Source organism: Streptomyces sp. 1114.5 (assembly GCF_003635085.1).
Taxonomy (GTDB): Bacteria; Actinomycetota; Actinomycetes; order Streptomycetales; family Streptomycetaceae; genus Kitasatospora.
Window position 1 is genome coordinate 2,577,370 of sequence record NZ_RBXE01000001.1, and the last position, 19,370, is coordinate 2,596,739.

Below are 19,370 nucleotides of genomic sequence, written 5' to 3' on the forward strand. Positions count from 1 at the left end.
GTCACTGCTGGGGCGGCTGCGGCGGGTAGCCGTAGCCCGGCGGCGGGGGCTGGTAGCCCTCCGGCTCGGCGGGCGGGGCGGGCATCGGCGGCTGGCCCTGGAGGGCCGGGTAGCCGTAGCCGGGGCCGGGCTGCGGGGCGGGGGCGCCCTGCTGGGGCCAGGGCTGCGGCTGCGGGTAGCCGTACCCGGGCGGGGGCGGCGGGGTCTGGCCGGGCTGCGGCGCCCAGGGGGCGCCGGGGGCGGGTTGCGGGGCGTGCGCGGCCTGGCCCTGGTAGGGCTGCGGCTGCGGGGCGTGCTGCGGCTGCTGCCAGGTGGCCTGCTGGGCGGCGGCCTGCTGGGCCCGGATGATGTCCTCGCCGACCAGGGTGGCCAGCTCGAAGTACGCCTCGCGGACCTTGGGCCGCATCATGTCGAGGTTGACCTCGGCGCCGGCCGCCAGGCTCTCGTCGAAGGGCACCACGACCACGCCGCGGCAGCGGGTCTGGAAGTGCGCGACGATGTCCTCGACCTTGATCATCTTGCTGGTCTCGCGCACCCCGGAGACCACCGTGATGCTGCGCTGCACCAGGTCCGCGTAGCCGTGCGCGGAGAGCCAGTCCAGGGTGGTCGAGGCGCTGGAGGCACCGTCCACGCTGGGGGTGGAGACGATGATCAGCTGGTCGGCGAGGTCCAGCACCCCGCGCATCGCGCTGTACAGCAGGCCGGTGCCGGAGTCGGTCAGGATGATCGGGTACTGGCGGCCCAGCACGTCGATGACCTGGCGGTAGTCCGAGTCGTTGAAGGTCGTGGAGACCGCCGGGTCGACGTCGTTCGCCAGGATCTCCAGGCCCGAGTTCAGGTCCTGCGAGGTGAACTGACGGATGTCCATGTAGCTGCGCAGGTGCGGGATGGCCGTCACCAGGTCGCGGATGGTCGCGCCGGTCTGGCGCTTGACCCGGCGGCCCAGGGTGCCGGCGTCCGGGTTGGCATCGATCGCGATCACCTTGTCCTGGCGCTCGCTGGCCAGGGTCGCGCCGAGCGCGGTGGTGGTCGTGGTCTTGCCGACCCCGCCCTTGAGGCTGATCACGGCGATCCGGTAGCAGCTCAGCACCGGGGTGCGGATGATCTCCAGCCGGCGGGACTTCTCGGCGGCCGCGGCCTTGCCGCCGAACTGGAACCGCGGCTGCTGGCGCTGCTGCTTGGGCTGGCTGCGCAGCAGCCGGTCCGAGGACAGCTCGACGGCGGCGGTGTAGCCGAGCGGTGCGCCGTGCGCGGTCTGCTGCGGGGCGGCGGCCTGCTGGAACGCGGCGGGCTGCGCGGCCTGCGGGTGCTGCTGCCACGGCTGCCCGGGGGCCGGCTGCTGGGCCTGCTGGGCCGGGGCGGGCTGGGGCTGCCCGGGCAGGGGCTGGGCCGGCTGCTGGTAGGCGGCGGGCTGCGGCCAGCCACCCTGGCGCGGGTCCACCGGGCCGGCCTGCGGGGCCGGCGCGGGCTGCGGCTGCGGCTGTGCAGGGGCGGTCGGCTGGGCCTGGGCGGCCTGCTGGGCGGCCCACGCGGCCTGCGGATCCCAGGCGGCGTGCTGGTCCTGCGGGCTCTGCGGGCTCTGCGGGTGCTGCGGCGGGAGGGCTTGGGCGGGCGGCTGCGGGTAGGCCTGCGGCGGGGTGGGCTGCGCCGCGACGGGCGGGGCCGGCGGCGTGGCCGCGGTGGGCGCCGGGGCCGGATAGGGCTGGGGCGCGCCCTGCTGCGCCAGGGCCTCCGGGGAGGGCCACGCCGGTGCGGCGGCCGGCGGCTGCTCGGCGGCGGGGGGCGGAGTCGGGGAGGCGGCCGGGGCGGCCACCGGGAACGGGACGTGCTGCGCCTCGGCCTGGACCGGTGCCACCGGCGGCACCGGTGCGGCGGGCGCGGGGGCCGGAACCGGGGCGGCAGTCGCCGCAGCAGCCTGGTCCGGGGCCGGCGCCGGCGGCTGGACCGGAGCGTGGTCCTGCGCCTGGGCGTGGTCCTGCACCGGAGCCGCGGCGGCCACCGGGGCGTCCGCCACGGCCGGAGCCTGCGCGGGCACCGGCGCCGGAGCGGCCGGAGCCGCCGACGGAGCCCCCGGAGCGGCCGGAGTTCCCGAAGCCGTCGGAGCGGCCGGAGCCTCCGTCTGCACGTACCAGGACGGGGGAGTGTAGTCAGGCGCGTCCGACCAGTCGTCGTCGTCCTCCGCCGCGTTGTCGCCGACGTAGACGCCGTCCCGATCGCTGCTCACTCTGGCTCCCTCGTGTTCGCCGCCGCTTGTTCAGCGGTGCCGTTGCCGCATCACAGACTAGGCCGTACGGCAACCCCCGTTGAAGGCGGCTTCGGTTCCGCGGTGGCCCGCCGGGTGCGGCGAGCCGCCGCTCAGTCCATCCGGCGCGGCCCGCCGAGCACCTGCTGTTCGGCCTGCCCGGCCACGGCCCGTACGTACTGGCGCCGCATCCGGGTCGCCCACAGCGTGAGGTCGTCGCCGAGGGTGGGCAGCGTGGCCACGTCCTCGGGCGGCAGCGACAGTACCCGGCCGGTCAGCTCCGCCTCCTGCGGGGAGATCCGCTGCACGCCGACCAGGTCGGCCGCGTTCAGCACCCGGGCGGCGTTCGGGCCCAGGTACGGCAGCAGCGTCAGGGTGGTCTGCCAGGGTGCGGCGGAGAGCCGGCTGCGCGGCGGGCGGGCGCCGAGGTCGCGCACCACCAGCACCGGCGAGGCCACCGAGGCGCCCTGCGGGCCCAGTCGGCCGACCTGGTGGACCGTCACGCAGGGCTGGCCGCCGCCGGCGGCCTGCGCCATCGGGCCCCACAGCTGCCCGCGGGCGGTCTCCACGGCGACCCGGGCGCCGATCGCGGCCGCCCGCAGCGCGATGATCTGGGCCGTCCACATGCCGCCGACCAGCACGATGTCGTACGCGCTGGGGCGGAACAGGCCGAGTACCGCGGGCAGCCCCTGCGGGTCGACGCCGATGACCACGCCGTCGTCTCCGACCGGGAAGGCCAGCGCGGCGAGGTCGGCCGCTTCGAGCACGTGCTTCTCCCGACGCGGCCCGCGCAGGCCGAAGCCGGGCAGGATCCGCGGTCGGGCCCGCCGCTGCTCGGCGCCGGGCTGCGGACCGAGGGCCGGATAGGTCTGGTACGCCATCAGGACGCTCCTCCCAGTGGCAGGGTGGCGAGCATGCCGGGGGCCTGCTCCAGGTCGAGCCGGACGAGGCCGAGGCCGGCGCTCTGTGCCCTGGCTTCCACCTGGCGGCCGACCTGGCCGACCTCGCTCTCGCTGCGCCCGGTCACCCGCAGGTGTCCGCTGACGGTGACCGAGCCGCCGGTGCCGTGCCCGGCGGTCAGGCTGAAGGTGCTGGCGAGCGCGGGGGAGCCGGTGATCAGGTTGACCAGGTCCGGTGCGGCGATCCGGCCGGGGGCGCCGTCGGGGCGGCTCAGCTGCGGCCAGCGGGAGATCCAGTAGGTGGTGTGCCAGCGGTCGTCGATCCGCCAGAACCGGCCGCCCTCCTGGGTGCGGCGGGTGGTGCCGCCGCCGCTGCCGGTGCCCTGGCGGCCGGCCACCGCGATCGGGTTGGCGCAGGCGGAGATGGCCAGGGCGGCGATCAGTTCGCGCTCGTCCAGCACGGTCGCGTTGAAGCCGGCGCTGTTGAGCCGCCCGGCCAGTTGGTCGGTCACCCGCTGCAGCGCCTTGCGGGCGCCCTCCTCGCCGCCGCCGCGGGCCCGCACGGCGGTCGCCGCGCGCTCCGGGTCGAGCTTGAGGGCGACCCAGGTCAGCCGCAGCCCGGGGGTGGAGGTGCCGTCCGGCAGTTCGCGGTAGGCGCGGGCGGCCAGCGACTGCTCGGGCAGGTGCGGGGCCGGGGCGGGCTGGGTGTGCTGGACGAGCTGCACCGACTCCAGGGTGATGTCGTCCACCGTGAGCGCCGAGCAGATCACGTCCAGCGGCAGCGGCAGGGCGGTGCGCACCGGGCGCAGCGGCTGGTCCTTGGCCTGGACGAGCAGCACCGAGCTGAGGAAGGTGCCGTCGCCGACCATGCCGGTCTCCCGGCGGACCGGGCGGCCGCCGAACTCGGCCTCGGTGGCGTGGGTGCAGGTGCGCAGCCCGGGTTCGAGCTCCAGGGCGGGGGCCAGCGCCGGGTCGGTGCCGACCGGTGGCAGCAGCGTCCTGGCCTGCTTGCGGCGGGACTTGAGGGCGGAGCGCACCCGCAGCAGCTCCGGGATGGTGCGTCCGCGCACCGGTACGGCCGCGAGGACGAGCAGCACCAGCGCGACCGCGCCGAAGCCGGCCGCGACCGGGCGGCTGATCGTCCAGCCGACCGCGACCAGCGCGGCCGCGACCTCGACCAGGACCAGCTGCTGGAGCTTCAACCGGCCGCCGAGCAGCCCGGGTCGGGGGTTGACGCGGACCTGGACGGCACCGCCGCCCCCGGTGCTCGGCCCGGGCCGGGCGGTCCCGGCGGCCGGGCCGCCCTGCTGCGCCCGGCCGGACCGGCGCGCCCTCCCGCCGCCCGCGCTGCGGCGGCGTCCTGGAGCGGTCTGGCTTGGCATCCCCCGGTGGCCCTCTCTGATCCGTTGTCGCGGCCCGGCTGGCTGGTTCGCGGACCGTACCCGTACCGTACTCACCGTCTGCTGCCGCATCGTAGAGGGTTCGCGCGGGTTCGTGCCCGGCGGGTGGACCACGGGGCAGGTCGGTCGGACGAGGTCCGACACACGTCTGACAAGGGGGACGACGAGGATGGCATCGCGCCGGGACGAGCTGAACGCGTACACCTTCGCCCGCAAGCGGACGGTGGGCGCCTTCCTGCTGCCCGCCGGCGGCGGCAGCGACGAGGACGCGCCGCGTCCGGTGAAGGCGGTGCTGCCGAGTGTCCTGGCCGGAGCGGTGATCGTGGCCGGGTTCGGGGTCTGGGGGGTGTTCAAGCCGAGCGCGCCGGTGAAGTGGGACGACGGCAAGAACATCATCCAGGGCAAGCAGTCGACCACCCGGTACGTGGTGCTGTTCGACCCGGACGGCAAGACCAAGCGGCTGCACCAGGTGCTCAACATGTCCTCGGCGCGGCTGGTGCTGGCCGCCGACGCCAAGGTCGTGGTGGTGGACGACGGGGTGCTCGACCGGTACCCCAACCACGGCCCGACCATCGGCATCCCGTACGCGCCGGACAAGTTGCCGAGCAAGGACAACGCGGGCCAGCCGATGAAGTGGGCGGTCTGCGACCGGCCGGGCTCGGACGAGAAGCAGGAGACCGTCAACCAGGCGGTGTTCGTGGCGGCGGGCCAGGACGCGGCGGCGCTGGCGGCCAAGGACCGGATGCTCGGCCCGGACCAGCTGATGCTGGTGCAGCAGGCGGACGAGCAGCAGGTCTCCGCCGCGACGGTGCCTGGGCAGCCGGCCGCCTCGGGGGCGAAGGTGTACCTGGTCGACGCGCAGGGCCGCAAGCACGAGATCGGCTCACCGCAGTCGGACGACAAGGAGCGCAAGTCCCTGGTCACCGCGGTCTTCGGGCCCAACGCGGTGCCGCAGCGGGTCAAGCGGGACTGGCTGGACACCCTGGTCAACGGCACCCCGATCACCTTCCCGCAGGTCAAGGAGATGGCGGACAGCCAGGCCCCCAACTCCCAGGTGAAGCTGGAGAACGCCGCCGACCAGCGGATCGGCCGGCTGGTGCACTACCAGGACCGCAACTACGTGGTCGGCAAGGACAAGCTCTACCTGATCACCGCGTTCCAGGCGGAGTTGATCCGGCAGAACCCGGCCTACCAGATGCTCTACAAGTACGACCAGGACAAGAAGCCGCGCAGCGACGAGATGACCCCGTCCGACCAGTCCCGGTACGGAAGCGACGTCCGGCTGCCGGACACCGCGGCCGACTGGCCGGTGAAGTCCGGTGTGCCGGTGAACAACTGGCAGGACCGGCAGGACGCCCGGCTGGTCGTGTGCAGCACCTTCGACGGCGTCGCCGAGGACGGCAAGACGCCCAAGCGCAGTGTCTGGGCCGGGCCCACGTATCCCGCGGGGTACAACAACGGCGCCGGCGCCGCGTACGTGACTCCCGGTCACGGCCTGTTCTACCGGGCGCTGAACAACACCACCGCCGGCTCCGGCACCGACTTCCTGATCACCGAGACCGGGCTGCGCTACGCCGTCCCGGCCAACGGCGACGGCGGCCGCGGCGGCACCCCCTCGCCGGGGGCGCAGCCCGGCCAGGCCGGCGCCACGAAGGCGCCGGCCCCGCAGCCGGGCGCACCGAACCCGGCAGCTCCGAACCCGGCAGCTCCGAACCCGGCGGCGCCGGACCCGCAGCAGGGGCAGCAGCCGGGCCAGCAGCCGGACGAACAGGGTGGCAACCAGGCCCGGTTGGGTTACCAGGGGCTCCAGCCGCTGCCGGTGCCGCACGAGTGGTCGGACCTGGTCCCGGCCGGCCCGCCGCTGACCGCGAAGAGCGCCGCCCAGCCGCAGAACGCCTGACCGATCGGCAGCAGAACGCCCGACCGACCGGCCGTACGGCGTTCGACGGGTCGGCCGTACGGCGCCTGACCGGCCAAGCCCGGCAACGGAATTGGCCGCAGTGTCATGGTCTGGTAACTACTCAGTGCTCGGTGTTGGGCGAGTTGCGTGTGCCGACTACAGTGCTGCTGGGCATCACAGGGGTGATGCGGCGGCCGGGGCCCGCAGGGCCCTCCGCACACGCAATTTGTTGTCTCATGGGGGACGGTGGAGCATGGCTGGTCAGTTCACGATGACTGCTCAGGAGATGCAGGCTTTCGCCAAGCAGATCGAAGAGGCCATCGGCAAGATCGAGGCTGAGCGGACCAAGCTCATCGGCACGGTCCAGGGCATCACGGCCGGCTGGCAGGGCCAGGCGGCGACGGCCTACACGACCCTGCAGAACAGGGTCAACGACGACATCGCGAAGCTCAAGGAGTCGCTGAACGCGATCAAGCACGCGATCGAGCAGACCACCAAGCACTACGCGAGCACCGAAGAAGAGCAGAAGGCGATGTTCTCCACCCAGAGCTGATCACCGCTCCAGGGCTGATCGCCGTTCCCGGGCCGTTCACCGTTCCGGGGCCGGTCGCCGTCGTCACCGGGCCGATCACCGGTCTGTTCCGACCCACCGCTCGGCGGGGCGTCCGCCACTGACTGCGGGACGCTCCGCACCCTCGTCAAGGGAGACAACGTGTCCGACCACATTCTCGTCAACTTCGAGACCGTTCACCACGCGGCCGAGGAGGTGCGCGCCTCGGCGGGCCGCATCGACCAGCTGCTGAACGACCTCAAGGGCAACGTCACGCGCATCGCCAGCAGCTGGCAGGGTGTCGCCCAGGAGGGCTACCAGGCCCACCAGAAGATCTGGGACGACCGCGCCAAGGACCTGCAGCAGGTCTGCTCGCAGATCGCGACCTCGCTGGACAACGCCGCGCAGAGCTACAAGACGACCGAGGACAACAACGCCAAGCTCTGGCAGCACTGACCGCGCGTTCCCGAGCGGGGACGACAGGGGCGGGCACCCGGGCTTCCGGGCACCGCCCCCAGGGCCTGTCCTCGCACTCCCGCAGGTGGAGTGCGAGGACAGGCCCTCGGCACGGGTGGACGACATGAGGGGTGGCAGGGTGTCCGGACGCGGGTACCGGAAGGCGGCCGCGGCACTGGCCGCGCTGGTGGTGCTGGGCGGCCCGCTCGCCGCCCCGGCGTACGCCGACGGCGGGCCCGCGCTGGCCGCCGCGGGCGACTGCCCGCAGAACGCGCCCGACGTGCAGACCGTCCCGTGGTCGCTGCAGCGCCTGCTGCTGGACGAGCTGTGGCAGGGCGGGCGGACCACCGGCGCGGGCGTGACCGTCGCGGTCATCGACACGGGTGTGGACGAGACCAACCCGCAGCTGTCCGGAAAGGTCGACGCGGGCCCCAACCTGCTGGTGAACCGGGAGACCAAGGAGAAGATCCAGGGCAAGTCCACCGAGGACCCGGTGGGCCACGGGACCAAGGTGGCCGGCATCATCGCGGCCCGCAGGAGCGACAGGACCGGCTTCGTCGGGCTCGCCCCCGACGCCCGGATCCGCTCGATCCGGCAGAACGACAGCGACGGCAACGGCGACGTCTCCACCCTGGTCCAGGCGATCACGGACGCCGTCGCCGCCAAGGTCCAGGTCATCAACATCTCCCAGGACGTGCGCGGCGCCGCCAACGCCCAGTTCGGCGGCTACGCGGAGTTGAAGGCCGCCGTCGAGTTCGCGGAGGCGAACAAGGTCGTGGTGGTCGCCTCCACCGGGAACGACGGCAAGGAGGGCGACACCTACCCGGGCGCCTTCCCGACCGTGCTGGCCGTCGGCGCCTCCGACCGGAACAACGAGCGCGCGCCGTTCTCCCAGTACGGCTCCTTCGTGAAGGTCGCCGCTCCCGGTGTCGACATGCTGTCCACCGTCCCCAAGGGCGGTCAGTGCGTGGACAACGGCACCAGCTTCGCCGCCCCGTACGTCTCCGGGCTCGCCGCGCTGCTGGTCGGCGCGCACCCCGACTGGAAGCCGGCCCAGGTGCGGGCCTGGATCGAGCAGACCGCCCAGCGCACCCAGCGCGACCCGGACCCGTTCGTCGGCTGGGGCGTGGTGGACCCGGTCAAGGCCGTCACCAAGGCCCCCGAGGTCGCGCCGTTCACCGCCACCCCGGACGCCCCGGTGCAGCTCGCCTCCGCGCCGATCGTGCCGCAGCCGGTCGGCCTCGGCGAGACCCAGGCGGACCGCGACGGCCGTACCGCGACGTACGTCCTCGGCGTCGGCGTGCTGCTGGTCGCCCTGCTGATCGGCGGCGGCGTGGTGCTGCGCGACCAGCGGCGCAAGTCCGCCGGCTGAGCCACCGGTCGGAAAGTTCCTCCGCAACGGCTGTAACACCCTCGCCCGCCCACCGCATCGATCAGGTGTCAGGGAGGGCGGAGCACGGGGGGCAGCGCGCATGGGGTGGATCGGGGCCGGCCGGGAGGCCAAGGACGCCGAGTTCCTGGAACTCGTCTCCGGCCGCACCGGGCACCTCTACCGCTCGGCCTGCCTGCTCACCAGCGGTGACACCCACTACGCCGAGGACCTCGTGCAGGAGGCCCTGAGCCGGATGTACGTGGTCTGGCGGCGCAGCGCCTTCACCGGCGGCCGGGGCCGGGACCGGATCGAGAATCCGGCGGCCTACACCCACACCGTCATGGTGCGCACCTTCCTGGCCCAGCAGCGCCGCCGCTCCAGTGGCGAGCGCCCCACCGACGCGCTGCCGGAGCCGGAGGGGCACGAGGCCGACAGCAGTCTGCGGCTGACCCTCCTGGACGCGCTCGGCCGGATGCCGCCCAAGGACCGTGCGGTCCTGGTGCTGCGCTACTGGGAGGACCGCAGCGTCGAGGAGACCGCCGAGGTCATGCGGGTCTCCTCCGGCGCCGTCCGCACCCGTACGACCCGGGCGTTGGCCCGGCTGCGCACCCTGCTCGGCGACTCGCTGGCCGAGCTGGCCGCCCGCTGAGGCCGGCGGCCGTCCGGACGAACAGCACTTCTCGCAACCCGTGACGCAAGGAGACGGTGAACACCATGTCCGAACCGAAAGAGTTCGAGGACGATCTTCTTTATGCCCTCACCCGTACGGGTGAAGGGTTCCGCGCCGGACAGGCCGAGCAGGCCGACCTGGTCGCGGGCGGCTACCGGCGCGGCCGCCGCCGCTGGCGCCGCCGGTCGACCGCCGCCGTGGTGGGCGGCGCGGCCGCGCTGGCGCTGGTGGGCACCGGCGCCGTGTACCTGACCGGGGCGTCGGGGGCGAAGGGCGCGGGGACGGTGAGCGCTGCCTCCGCCCCGACGACCACGGCCGGCGCCGGCCCCGCGGCCACTCCGACGACGGTGAAGTCCTCGGCCCCGACCGTGATCACCGGCGACGAGGTGCTGGCGACCTTCCAGGCCCTGCTGCCCAAGGGTGAGACCACCGACGGCAAGGGGCGCGGCACCGACGACGACCGGACGGGCGGCACCTTCGTCGGCGCGGACGTGGTCTTCGACGACGGTCAGGGCAAGTCGCTGGTCCAGATCGGCATCCAGAAGCACCGCCCCAACCAGGGGCAGCCGCGCAGCTGCCCTAAGGACTTCAAGCTCGCCCGGGTCGACTCCTGCAGCGTCACCACCCTGCCGGACGGCTCCCAGCTCATGCTCCAGCAGGGCCACGAGTACTCGGACGGCCGGGCCGACACCAAGGCGTGGATCGCCTCGCTGTCCGGTCCGGACGGCCGGGACATCAACCTGAGCGAGTGGAACGCGCCCGCGGAGAAGGGCGCCCGCGACAGCCGCCCCAACCCGCCGCTCACCCTCGACCAGCTGAAGGCGATCGTCACCGACAAGTCCTGGGACCGGACGGTCGCGGCGGTCAAGTTCGACGGGATCGACACCGATGCGATCGACCCCGGCCTGTCGCTGCCGGACCGGGAGGCCGTCCTGGCTGGGCTGCTGCCCCCGGGGGTCACCGTGACCGACCGCAGCGGCAGTACGCTGACGGCCACCTTCCGGCTGGGCCAGGGGCAGGAAGCCGGCTCGCTGGTGCTGCGGGTGGAGAACTGGGCGAAGTCCGTGGACAACCCCGCGCAGCAGGCGTTCAAGGACGCGGTCGTCCTGCCCGACGGGAACAAGGTGCTCGTCCTCGGTGGCCCGGACAGCAAGGACAAGCAGCCGCTGCGGGTGACCGTGCTGCACCCGGACGGCATGGAGGTCGTGGCCGCCCAGGGCCCGACCGGAAGGCAGCTGCTCACCGCGGAGCAGCTGAAGGCGATCGCCACCAGCCCGGCGTGGAAGGCGAAGAAGTAGCGCCGTGAACGCGGCGGTGCCCCGGGCTGGGGGAGGCCCGGGGCACCGCTCTGTGGGGGAGGTGGGGGAAGGGGGGTGGGAGTCAGGCCTGCTGGTCGTCGGGGAGGCTGATCACCCAGCGGGTCTCCTGCCGGGGGCGCAGGTAGAACAGCCAGTAGAGGGTGGCGGCGGCGGTGATGCCGCCGGTCCACAGCAGGGGCTCGGTGTCCAGCTTGGTCATCACGTAGAGCAGGACCGCGATCAGGACGACCGGGACGGCCGGCCACAGCGGCATCCGCCAGGCGGCGGCGTGCTTGTGGTGGCCGCGGCGGGAGAGCAGCGCGGCGACCGCGACCAGCAGGTACATCCCGGTGACGGCGACGCCGGTGATGTTGCTCAGCAGCTCGCCCTTGACGAAGCAGAGCGCGGCGCCGGGCAGGCCGACCGCCAGGGTGGCGATCCACGGGGAGCCGAAGCGGCCGAGGGTGGAGAAGGCCTTGTTGACCGGCTCGGGCCAGGCCTTGTCACGGGCGGAGGCGAACAGCACCCGGGAGTTCTGGATGACCATGACGATGCCGGCGTTGATGATGGCGAGTGCGACGCAGAGGCTGATGAAGGTGCCGACGGCGGAGTTGCTCCAGGCGGTGACCATGCCGGAGATGTCGCCGGAGGTCAGGGTCTGCAGGTCGGGGGCGCCCACGGTGATGGCGACGACCGGGACCAGGATGACCGCGGAGGAGATGCCGAGCGTCCACAGCACGGTGCGCGAGACGTTGCGGCGGGGGTTCTCCAGCTCCTCGGAGAGGTAGACGGCGGTGGAGAAGCCCTGGGTGATGAAGAGGGCGATGCCGAGCGCGCCGACGATGGCGCCGATGCTCACGGTGCTGCTGGTGCCGCCCTCCCCGGCGACCACGCCGTGCAGCAGGCTGGGGGCGTGGCTGTTGGCGTGGGAGAAGCCGAGCACCGAGACCACGCCCGCCGCGATGACCTCCAGCACCAGGAAGATGCCGGTGATCCAGGCGTTGGCGCGCAGGTCGAGCAGGCCGGCCAGGGTGGCGGCCAGCATCACGGCGGCGCCGGTCATGGCCTTGTCCATGTGCAGGACGGGGGCGAGGTAGTCGGCGGTGCCGAGGGCGATGACCGAGGGGACGATCATCACCACGATCAGCGAGAGCACGAAGACCAGCCAGCCCATCAGGCGTCCGGCCAGGGTGCCGACCATCGCGTACTCGCCGCCGGCGCTGGGGATGAGGGTGCCGAGCTCGGAGTAACAGAACGCGACGGCGACGCAGAGCACCGTGCCGATGGCGATGGCCAGGGCGGTGGCGCTGCCGATGCTGGAGAACAGCTCCGGCACGATCACGAAGAGCGTCGAGGCGGGGGTGACGCAGGACAGCGTGAGCAGTGTGCCGCCCACGACGCCGATCGAGCGCTTGAGCTGCTGGGGCGAGGCGGCCCCGGCCGCCGTGGCGGCTACGGTCTGTGGCGGGCGAAGCGTGTCGCTCATGTTCGTTCCGATCGGCTCTGTGCGGTCCTGGGTGGGGAGCGGTATCGCCTCCGCTGGCTGGTTGCTCGGGTCCTTTGTCCGGTCGCTCCCGGGCCGCAATGGAACCTTGGGCGTATTGACTGCGTCAACGCCGGAACTGCTTCGGAATCCGTTGCGGAGAAGGGCATAAACATGCGATCTGATGATCACAATCAGTCAGCGCGCGGTTTGTCCGACTTGTTACCTCGGTGCCAACGCGAATGAATCGAAGGTGAACAAGGAGTTGAATGACGAGATTCAAAGGCTGCAGCGCGGGCGGAGGATGACACGCCCAGGCGCCCCGGAACGGCACGGCAACTCCCGGGCGAGGTGCGGGAACCGCAGCACCCCCGGCGAAAGATCTAGGTAACGTTTCAGCACCTGGGACGCCGAAGGGGCCGGACTGCGGAAGTCCGACCCCTTCGATCACCATCCGTGACGGCCGGCGAGGGCCGATTCGCGGCTACGCCACCGGCAGCCAGCCCGTCTGGACCATCTGCCCGCCGGTCGCACGGCGCGACACGTACACCCCGCGGCCCGGCGGCAGCGCCTGCGGCCGGACCGTCCCCAGCAGCGCGCCCTCGTCCCGGTTGCCCGACAGGATCACGCCCTGGCCGCCCAGCTCGCGCATCCGCTGCAGCACCGGCTCGTACAGCGACCGCCCGGCGCCACCCGCACTGCGCGCCACGATCACCCGCAGGCCGATGTCCCGGGCGAACGGCAGGAACTCGGCCAGCGGCGCCAGCGGGTTGCCCGAGCTCGTCGCGACCAGCTCGTAGTCGTCCACGATCACGAACATGTCCTTGCCGGTGTACCAGTTGCGGTTGCGCAGCTGCTCGGCCGTCACGTCCGGGCCCGGCAGACGGCGGGAGCAGGCCCCGCGCAGCATGTCCACCACGGCCGACATGGCCGGCTGGGCGGCCGCGTACTCGACCAGGTACTCCGACGGCACCGCGCCCAGCAGCGCGCGCCGGTAGTCGCCGACCACGATGCCCGCCTGGTCCGGGGTGTACCGCTCGGTGATCTGCTTGACCAGCATCCGCAGCACGGCCGACTTCCCCGACTCGGTGTCGCCGAAGACGATGAACAGCGGGTCGGTCTCGAAGTTGACGAAGACCGGCGACAGCTCCGCCTCGTCCACGCCGAAGGCCACACCGCGCTCCGGGTGCTCGAAGCCCTTCGGCAGCGAGTGCCCGTCCAGGACGGCCGGCAGCATCCGCACCTGCGGGGCGCGCGGGCCGCTCCAGGCCCCGTCGACGGCGGCGACCAGGCCGGCCACGCCGGCCTGCAGGTCGTCCACCGAGGAGGAGCCGTCCAGGCGCGGCAGGCCGGACAGGAAGTGCAGCCGGTCCGGCGTGATGCCGCGCCCGGCCAGCGCCGGGACGTTGACCGCCACCCGGCGGTCCACCTCGGACTCCATCGCGTCGCCGAGCTTCAGCTCGGTGCGGTTCTGCAGCAGGTCCTTCAGGGCCGGGCGCACCTCCGCGTACCGGGCCGCGGTGACGACCAGGTGGACGCCGTAGCCGAGACCGCGCTGCGCGATGTCGCCGATGACCGGCTCCAGGCCCTCGAACTCCTGCTTGAAGGTGTTCCAGCCGTCGATCACCAGGAAGACGTCGCCGAAGGCCTCGTCCGGCAGCTGGCCGGCCGCCCGGCGGGCCCGGTAGGTGGCGATGGTGTCGATCCCGGCGACCCGGAACAGCTCCTCGCGCCGGTTCATCACCCCGTGCACCTCGGAGACCATCCGGCGCACCTTGTCCACGTCCAGGCGCCCGGCCACCCCGCCGACGTGCGGCAGCCCGGCCAGCGACTGGAAGCTGCCCGCGCCGAAGTCCAGCAGGTAGAACTGCACCTCCAGCGGGGTGTGGGTGAGGGCGAAGGAGGCCACCGTGGTGCGCACCACGGTCGACTTGCCCGAGCGCGGGCCGCCCACGATCAGGCCGTGGCCGGCCGCCCCCGCGTAGTCGACCTCCAGGATGTCCGTCTTCTGCTCGCGCGGCTTGTCCACGATGCCGATCGGCGCCCGCAGCCGCCCCACCGGATAGCCGGTCGCGGTGAGCCCGCGGTCCGGCGCGACCTGCAGCGGCGGCAGCAGGTGGTCCATGCTCGGCGCCTCCTCCAGCGGGGGCAGCCACACCTGGTGCGCGGCCGGGCCCTGGCCGACCATCCGCTGTACGAACACGTCCAGCACGGTGTCCACCAGCGCGTCGTCCTGCTCCGGGACCGGCGGCGCCTCCTCCACCACCGGGTCCGGCGGCTCCACGTAGGCCGCGGTGAACTCCACCGGGTGAGCGGCGACCCGCTGCCCGCCGGTCGACCGCTGCTGCCCCGGCGCCCGGTACGGCCCCGAGACGTAGGCGGCCTTGAACCGGTCCATCACGTCCTCGCCGAACTTGAGGTAGCCGACCCCCGGCACCGGCGGCAGGTGGTAGGCGTCCGGCACGCCGATCGCCGCCCGCGACTCGGCCGCCGAGAAGGTGCGCAGACCGATCCGGTACGAGAGGTAGGTGTCCAGGCCGCGCAGCTTGCCCTCCTCCAGGCGCTGCGAGGCCAGCAGCAGGTGCACGCCCAGCGACCGGCCGATCCGGCCGATCTGGATGAACATCTCGATGAAGTCGGGCTTGGCGGTGAGGAGTTCGGAGAACTCGTCGATGATCAGCACCAGCGAGGGCAGCGGGTCCAGCGCCGCGCCGGCCGCCCGGGCCCGCTCGTACTCGTGGATGTTGGCGTAGTTGCCCGCCGAGCGCAGCAGCTCCTGGCGGCGGTGCAGCTCGCCCTCGATAGCGTCGCGCATGCGGTCGACCAGGGTGAGCTCGCCCTCCAGGTTGGTGATCACCGCGGAGGTGTGCGGCATGTCCGCCATGCCGGAGAAGGTCGCACCGCCCTTGAAGTCGGCGAGGACGAAGTTGAGGATCTCCGAGGAGTGCGTCATCGCCAGGGCCAGCACCAGGGTGCGCAGCAGCTCCGACTTGCCGGAGCCGGTCGCGCCGACGCACAGGCCGTGCGGGCCCATGCCCTCCAGCGCGGCCTCCTTGATGTCCAGGTAGACGTGCTCGCCGTTGGCGCCGACACCGATCGGCACCCGCATCCGCTCGTGCTGGGCGCGCTGGCGCCAGCTGCGGCTCACGTCGAAGGAGCCCGGGTCGCCCGAGTTCATCATGTCGGTGAAGTCGAGGTTGGACAGCAGCGGCTCGTCGTCCCCGCCGGCCGAGACCCGGTACGGCGCCAGCTGGCGCGCCAGCGCCTCGGACTGCCAGGTCGAGAGCAGGTCCGGCTTGCCGCTGTACGTCGCGCCGGAGGCCGAACGCAGCACCAGCTCCTCGGAGTTGACCGTCACCATCAGGTGGCCGCTGGGCTCGTCCACCTCGCCCGGGACCACCTCGATGACGGTCACGCCCTGGACCCCCTCCGGGCTGGCCAGCATCGAGTCGTGCGGCACCCCGGCGCCGTCCATGATCACCACCAGGTGGGGCTGGTCCGCCGAGGGCGCCGAGTCCCGGATGAACCGCTGGCGCCCGGACAGCTCGTCCTGCAGCAGGTACTCCAGGTCGCCCAGGTCGGTGGCGAACAGCCGGCGCGAGCCCGCGCCGTCGGCCTCCTTGCGGTGCTGGTTGTGCGGGAGCCACTTGGCCCAGTCCCACTCCTCGGCCGCACCGGGGGCCGCGGCGACCGCCACCATCAGGTCGTCCGGCGAGTGCAGGGTGGTCAACTGGGCGATCATCGCGCGCACGTTGCCGTACACCGAGTCCGGATCCCCGCACACCGTGATGTGGTAGAAGGCCCGCAGCGACACCGCCAGCGGCAGGTCCTGCAGGGTGCCGTGCGCCTTCAGGAAGGAGTGCATCGCGGCCGCCGACAGCGGCTCCAGCTCGTCCATCGGCGCGGTCTGCGGCGCCACCAGCGGGGTGGACAGCTGCACCGGCCCCAGGCCCACCCGGATCTGCGCGAAGTCGCCGTCCCCGGGGCGCCGCTCCCACAGCCGCCGGCCGTCCTCGACGATCGACCAGAGCTGGTCCGGCGCCGGGTTCAGGAACAGCAGCGCCCCGCGCTGGCGCTCCGCCGTGCGGCGCACCTGGCGGCGGGTCTGCTGCAGGTACTTGAGGTAGTCGCGCCGCTCGTCCGCCATCGCGGTGGAGCCGCCCTTGCGGGCCCGCACGATCTGGGCCAGCACCATGCCGACCGTCGAGGCGACCATCAGACCGCCCATGATCTTCATCGGGGCGGCCGCGCCGGGCGAGAAGAAGAACACTGCCGAACCGCCCATGCCGAGCATCGGCAGGATGCTCATCAGCCAGTCCTCGCCGCCCTGCCGGGGCAGTTCGGGCGGACTCACCAGCTCCACCGGTTCGTCCGGCACGGTCGGCGGATACGCCCTGGCCGGTCGCTTGACCGTGATCACACCCATGTGTCATCCACCCCGTGGCGTCGATCGATCACTTCGGCATCAGCCCTCACGTGACTGCGTACGGTCCGTACGGGAATCCGGCGGCTGAGGACGCCCCACACAGCGCAGCCCCCGTACCTTTGCGCAGGCGCCGATCCTAACGGTCGGCCCGGGCCCGCCCGCCAGGACCCGGTCACCGACCGAGCGGGTAAGGTAACGCCGCGCCAACTCGCGGCCCGGTCGGGCCGGTTCCACAGCCACACCGAGCGCCGCCGTGCCTCGGCACCGTCAACAAGGGGAGCGCCACGTGCGTCGAAGGAACGAGGCGGAAGCATGAACAATGCCGCCGCTACCGGCTACTGCCGGGTGACGGTCGTCGCCCCGGACCGCCGGATCGACGTCGCCCTGCCCGAGGACGTCCCGCTCGCGGACGTCTACCCCGAGGTGCTGCGCCTGGCCAACCAGAGCCAGCCCGAGGGCGCGCCCACCGGCTTCCACCTGGTCCGCCGTGACGGGACCGTCCTCGACAGCGGCCTGACCCTGGCCGCCCAGCAGGTCCGCGACGGCGACCTGCTCGCGCTGCGCCCCTTCGCCGAGTCCCTGCCGCCCGCGGTCTACGACGACGTCGCCGACGCCATCGCCAGCGCCGTCGAGGCCGACCGCCGGTTCTGGACCGCCGAGCTGATGCGCGGCTTCGGCCTGATCGGCGCCGGGGTGCTGCTCATCCTGCTCGGCTTCGCGCTCTGGTTCTCCGACCTGCGCCACGACATGCACGGCCTGCCCGGCGTCCTGGCCGGAGTCACCGCCGTCGTGCTCACCGCGCTGGCCGGCGTGCGCGCCCGGGTCTACCAGGACGCCCACGCCGCCCTCGCCCTCGGCCTCGGCGCGCTGCCGCACGCCATGATCGGCGGCAGCGGCATCATCGCCGCCGCCCACCCGTGGGAGGGCCCCGGCCGGCTCCAGTTCCTGGCCGGCTGCGTCTGCGTCCTGGTGGTCGCCGTGCTGCTGGCCGGCCTGCTGCCCGAGAAGGACGCGGCGTTCGTCGCCGCCGCCCTGGTCGCCACCGCCGGCACCTTCGCCACCTTCGCCGCCGTCCTGATGCCCGACACCCCCGCCGGGCACATCGCCGCCGTCACCGGTGTCGCCGCCGTCGCCGTCCTCGGCTTCCTGCCCAGCCTCTCCGCCCGCTTCGCCCGGCTGCCGGTCGGCTTCAGCGCCCCCGGCCAGACCCGCACCCGCAGCCGCGACTACGACGAGGAGGCCGAGCGCGCCGAGGCCGTCCAGTACGAGAAGATCGCCCACCAGGCCCGGCGCGGCCACGAGGTGCTGGTCGGCCTGGTCGGCGGCTGCGCCGCGGTCGTGGTCGGCGCCTGCGCGGTCCTCGGCTTCACCGACGAGACCTTCCCCGAACTGCTCGCGCTCGCCCTGGGCCTGGCCACCATGCTGCGCGCCCGGCTGTTCCGCTACACCGCGCAGGTGCTCAGCCTCACCGTGGCGGGCCTGCTCGGCCTCTGCCTGCTGATCGTCGGACTGTCCCTGCACACCCCGCAGTTCTTCCTGCGGGTGGCCGGCTCCACCACCCAGCTCGACCTGCGCACGATCTGGCTGGCCGTCTCCATCGCCTTCGGCGCCGCGCTGCTCGTCGCGATCGCCCTGGTGGTGCCCCGGCTCGGCGTCTCCCCGTTCTGGGGGCGCATCCTGGACCTGGTCGACAGCCTCACCCTGATCTCGCTCGTCCCGCTGGCGCTCGCCGTCCTGGACATCTACCGACTGGTCCGCGGCGCCACCGGCTGACCGGCCGCCCAGGGCTGCCCGCCCGGCCGCCCGGCCGGGTGGGCGGCACTGGTACGCTGGCCTTCGAGCGCAGCCGTGTGTCCGCCCTGGTGGGTCGCCCAGCGACAAATCCGGAAGGGCGTCAGCCGCGCTCCGTCACGACATCGAGTTCTCACAGAGTCCTGTGTTGTCGACCAGGACCGCTCGGTAGACCTTGTAAGGAGTTGCAGTGGCTCTCGCCTCTGACGTCAAGAAGCAGATCATGGCCGAGTTCGGCACCAAGGAGGGCGACACCGGCTCCCCCGAGGTCCAGGTCGCCATGCTGTCCCGCCGCATCTCGGACCTGACCGAGCACCTGAAGACCCACAAGCACGACCACCACTCGCGCCGTGGCCTGCTGATCCTGGTCGGCCAGCGCCGCCGTCTGCTGCAGTACCTGGCCAAGAAGGACATCGAGCGCTTCCGTACGCTCGTCGACCGCCTGGGCATCCGCCGCGGTGCCGCCGGTGGCGCCCGCTAAGACCGCCGCTCGGGGCGGCTCCCCACACCGGGGAGCCGCCCCTCGCGCGTATGCCGCGGACCTCCCGAGCCGCGGCACCCTGACATAACAACTCGCGCGCACCTCCCCAGGTGGCCGAGGATTGCACCGTAGGGTTGTGGGCATGCCGGGTGATGGCGCACCAGCGCGCCACCCAGGCAGAAGGACCCCAACCCCCCGCGGGACGAAGGCTTCAAACGGAAGCCGCCCGCATCCGAGAGAGCGTCCAGACGCGGACCGCCCTTCCCGGCCCGGCAGCTGTGAGGCGCCGGTCCTCGGTAGTGGCCGCCGGAACCCCCGCAGACCGAGCGGGGCACTCCGGAGGCTTCGATCGAAGACCGGCCCGACTGCCGCCCTCCCAGACGGGGGCCCAGGGCCGCCCGC

General features: G+C 73.1%; 13 protein-coding genes. 8 read left to right on the top strand and 5 right to left on the bottom strand.

Annotation, left to right across the window (positions count from 1 at the left end; translation table 11 throughout):
• Nucleotide 1: 1 nt before the first annotated feature.
• The 3 genes from BX285_RS11360 to eccE all read right to left on the bottom strand — a co-directional run bounded on the left by BX285_RS11360 (nt 2) and on the right by eccE (nt 4,523).
• Nucleotides 2-2,224, bottom strand: coding sequence for a MinD/ParA family protein (locus BX285_RS11360; protein ID WP_121175049.1), 2,223 nt, complete (start codon nt 2,222-2,224; stop codon nt 2-4).
• A gap of 131 nt (nt 2,225-2,355) precedes the next feature.
• Nucleotides 2,356-3,123 carry a hypothetical protein gene (locus BX285_RS11365; RefSeq protein ID WP_097237859.1) on the bottom strand — a complete coding sequence of 256 codons (768 nt, stop codon included), beginning with the start codon at nt 3,121-3,123 and terminating at the stop codon, nt 2,356-2,358.
• Entirely contained in the window at nt 3,123-4,523 is a 1,401-nt protein-coding gene (gene eccE, locus BX285_RS11370; protein ID WP_183107053.1) for a type VII secretion protein EccE, read from the bottom strand. Before eccE ends, BX285_RS11365 begins: the two co-directional genes overlap by 1 nt.
• A gap of 187 nt (nt 4,524-4,710) precedes the next feature.
• Between eccE and BX285_RS11375 the strand changes: the two genes are divergently transcribed.
• From BX285_RS11375 to BX285_RS11400, 6 genes are all read left to right on the top strand, one after another.
• On the top strand, nt 4,711-6,441 hold the full coding sequence (locus BX285_RS11375) for a type VII secretion protein EccB (RefSeq protein ID WP_121175050.1): 1,731 nt from the start codon (nt 4,711-4,713) through the stop codon (nt 6,439-6,441).
• Nucleotides 6,442-6,712: 271 nt separating this feature from the next.
• Nucleotides 6,713-6,994 carry a WXG100 family type VII secretion target gene (locus tag BX285_RS11380; protein WP_257032790.1) on the top strand — a complete coding sequence of 94 codons (282 nt, stop codon included), beginning with the start codon at nt 6,713-6,715 and terminating at the stop codon, nt 6,992-6,994.
• Between the two features lie 159 nt (nt 6,995-7,153).
• Nucleotides 7,154-7,447: a WXG100 family type VII secretion target gene (locus BX285_RS11385; protein WP_097237862.1), complete on the top strand. Its 294-nt coding sequence runs from the start codon at nt 7,154-7,156 to the stop codon at nt 7,445-7,447.
• A gap of 139 nt (nt 7,448-7,586) precedes the next feature.
• Nucleotides 7,587-8,819 (top strand): type VII secretion-associated serine protease mycosin, encoded by a 1,233-nt coding sequence (gene mycP, locus BX285_RS11390; RefSeq protein ID WP_257032791.1) that lies wholly within the window; start codon nt 7,587-7,589, stop codon nt 8,817-8,819.
• Nucleotides 8,820-8,919: 100 nt separating this feature from the next.
• Nucleotides 8,920-9,468 (top strand): SigE family RNA polymerase sigma factor, encoded by a 549-nt coding sequence (locus tag BX285_RS11395; RefSeq protein WP_121175051.1) that lies wholly within the window; start codon nt 8,920-8,922, stop codon nt 9,466-9,468.
• 65 nt (nt 9,469-9,533) lie between these two features.
• Nucleotides 9,534-10,787, top strand: coding sequence for a hypothetical protein (locus BX285_RS11400; RefSeq protein ID WP_147465142.1), 1,254 nt, complete (start codon nt 9,534-9,536; stop codon nt 10,785-10,787).
• Nucleotides 10,788-10,869: 82 nt separating this feature from the next.
• On the opposite strand, the gene BX285_RS11405 is transcribed toward BX285_RS11400, so the two are convergent.
• Nucleotides 10,870-12,273, bottom strand: a complete 1,404-nt coding sequence (locus BX285_RS11405) for an APC family permease (protein ID WP_121175053.1) — start codon at nt 12,271-12,273, stop codon at nt 10,870-10,872.
• Nucleotides 12,274-12,754: 481 nt separating this feature from the next.
• Nucleotides 12,755-16,696: a type VII secretion protein EccCa gene (eccCa, locus tag BX285_RS11410; RefSeq protein WP_097237866.1), complete on the bottom strand. Its 3,942-nt coding sequence runs from the start codon at nt 16,694-16,696 to the stop codon at nt 12,755-12,757.
• Nucleotides 16,697-17,008: 312 nt separating this feature from the next.
• Between eccCa and eccD the strand changes: the two genes are divergently transcribed.
• Nucleotides 17,009-18,469: a type VII secretion integral membrane protein EccD gene (gene eccD / locus BX285_RS11415; protein WP_121175054.1), complete on the top strand. Its 1,461-nt coding sequence runs from the start codon at nt 17,009-17,011 to the stop codon at nt 18,467-18,469.
• Nucleotides 18,470-18,677: 208 nt separating this feature from the next.
• Complete coding sequence (gene rpsO, locus BX285_RS11420; RefSeq protein WP_030062424.1) at nt 18,678-18,968, top strand: 30S ribosomal protein S15; 291 nt, start codon at nt 18,678-18,680, stop codon at nt 18,966-18,968.
• Nucleotides 18,969-19,370: the final 402 nt, after the last annotated feature.

Excerpts from the sequence above, each read along its gene's own strand:
- BX285_RS11365 (WP_097237859.1), bottom strand. The coding sequence starts at position 3,123 with ATGGCGTACCAGACCTATCCGGCCCTCGGTCCGCAGCCCGGCGCCGAG.
- eccE (WP_183107053.1), bottom strand. The coding sequence starts at position 4,523 with ATGCCAAGCCAGACCGCTCCAGGACGCCGCCGCAGCGCGGGCGGCGGG.
- BX285_RS11375 (WP_121175050.1), top strand. The coding sequence starts at position 4,711 with ATGGCATCGCGCCGGGACGAGCTGAACGCGTACACCTTCGCCCGCAAG.
- BX285_RS11380 (WP_257032790.1), top strand. The coding sequence starts at position 6,713 with ATGACTGCTCAGGAGATGCAGGCTTTCGCCAAGCAGATCGAAGAGGCC.
- BX285_RS11395 (WP_121175051.1), top strand. The coding sequence starts at position 8,920 with ATGGGGTGGATCGGGGCCGGCCGGGAGGCCAAGGACGCCGAGTTCCTG.
- BX285_RS11400 (WP_147465142.1), top strand. The coding sequence starts at position 9,534 with ATGTCCGAACCGAAAGAGTTCGAGGACGATCTTCTTTATGCCCTCACC.
- BX285_RS11405 (WP_121175053.1), bottom strand. The coding sequence starts at position 12,273 with ATGAGCGACACGCTTCGCCCGCCACAGACCGTAGCCGCCACGGCGGCC.
- eccCa (WP_097237866.1), bottom strand. The coding sequence starts at position 16,696 with ATGGGTGTGATCACGGTCAAGCGACCGGCCAGGGCGTATCCGCCGACC.
- eccD (WP_121175054.1), top strand. The coding sequence starts at position 17,009 with ATGAACAATGCCGCCGCTACCGGCTACTGCCGGGTGACGGTCGTCGCC.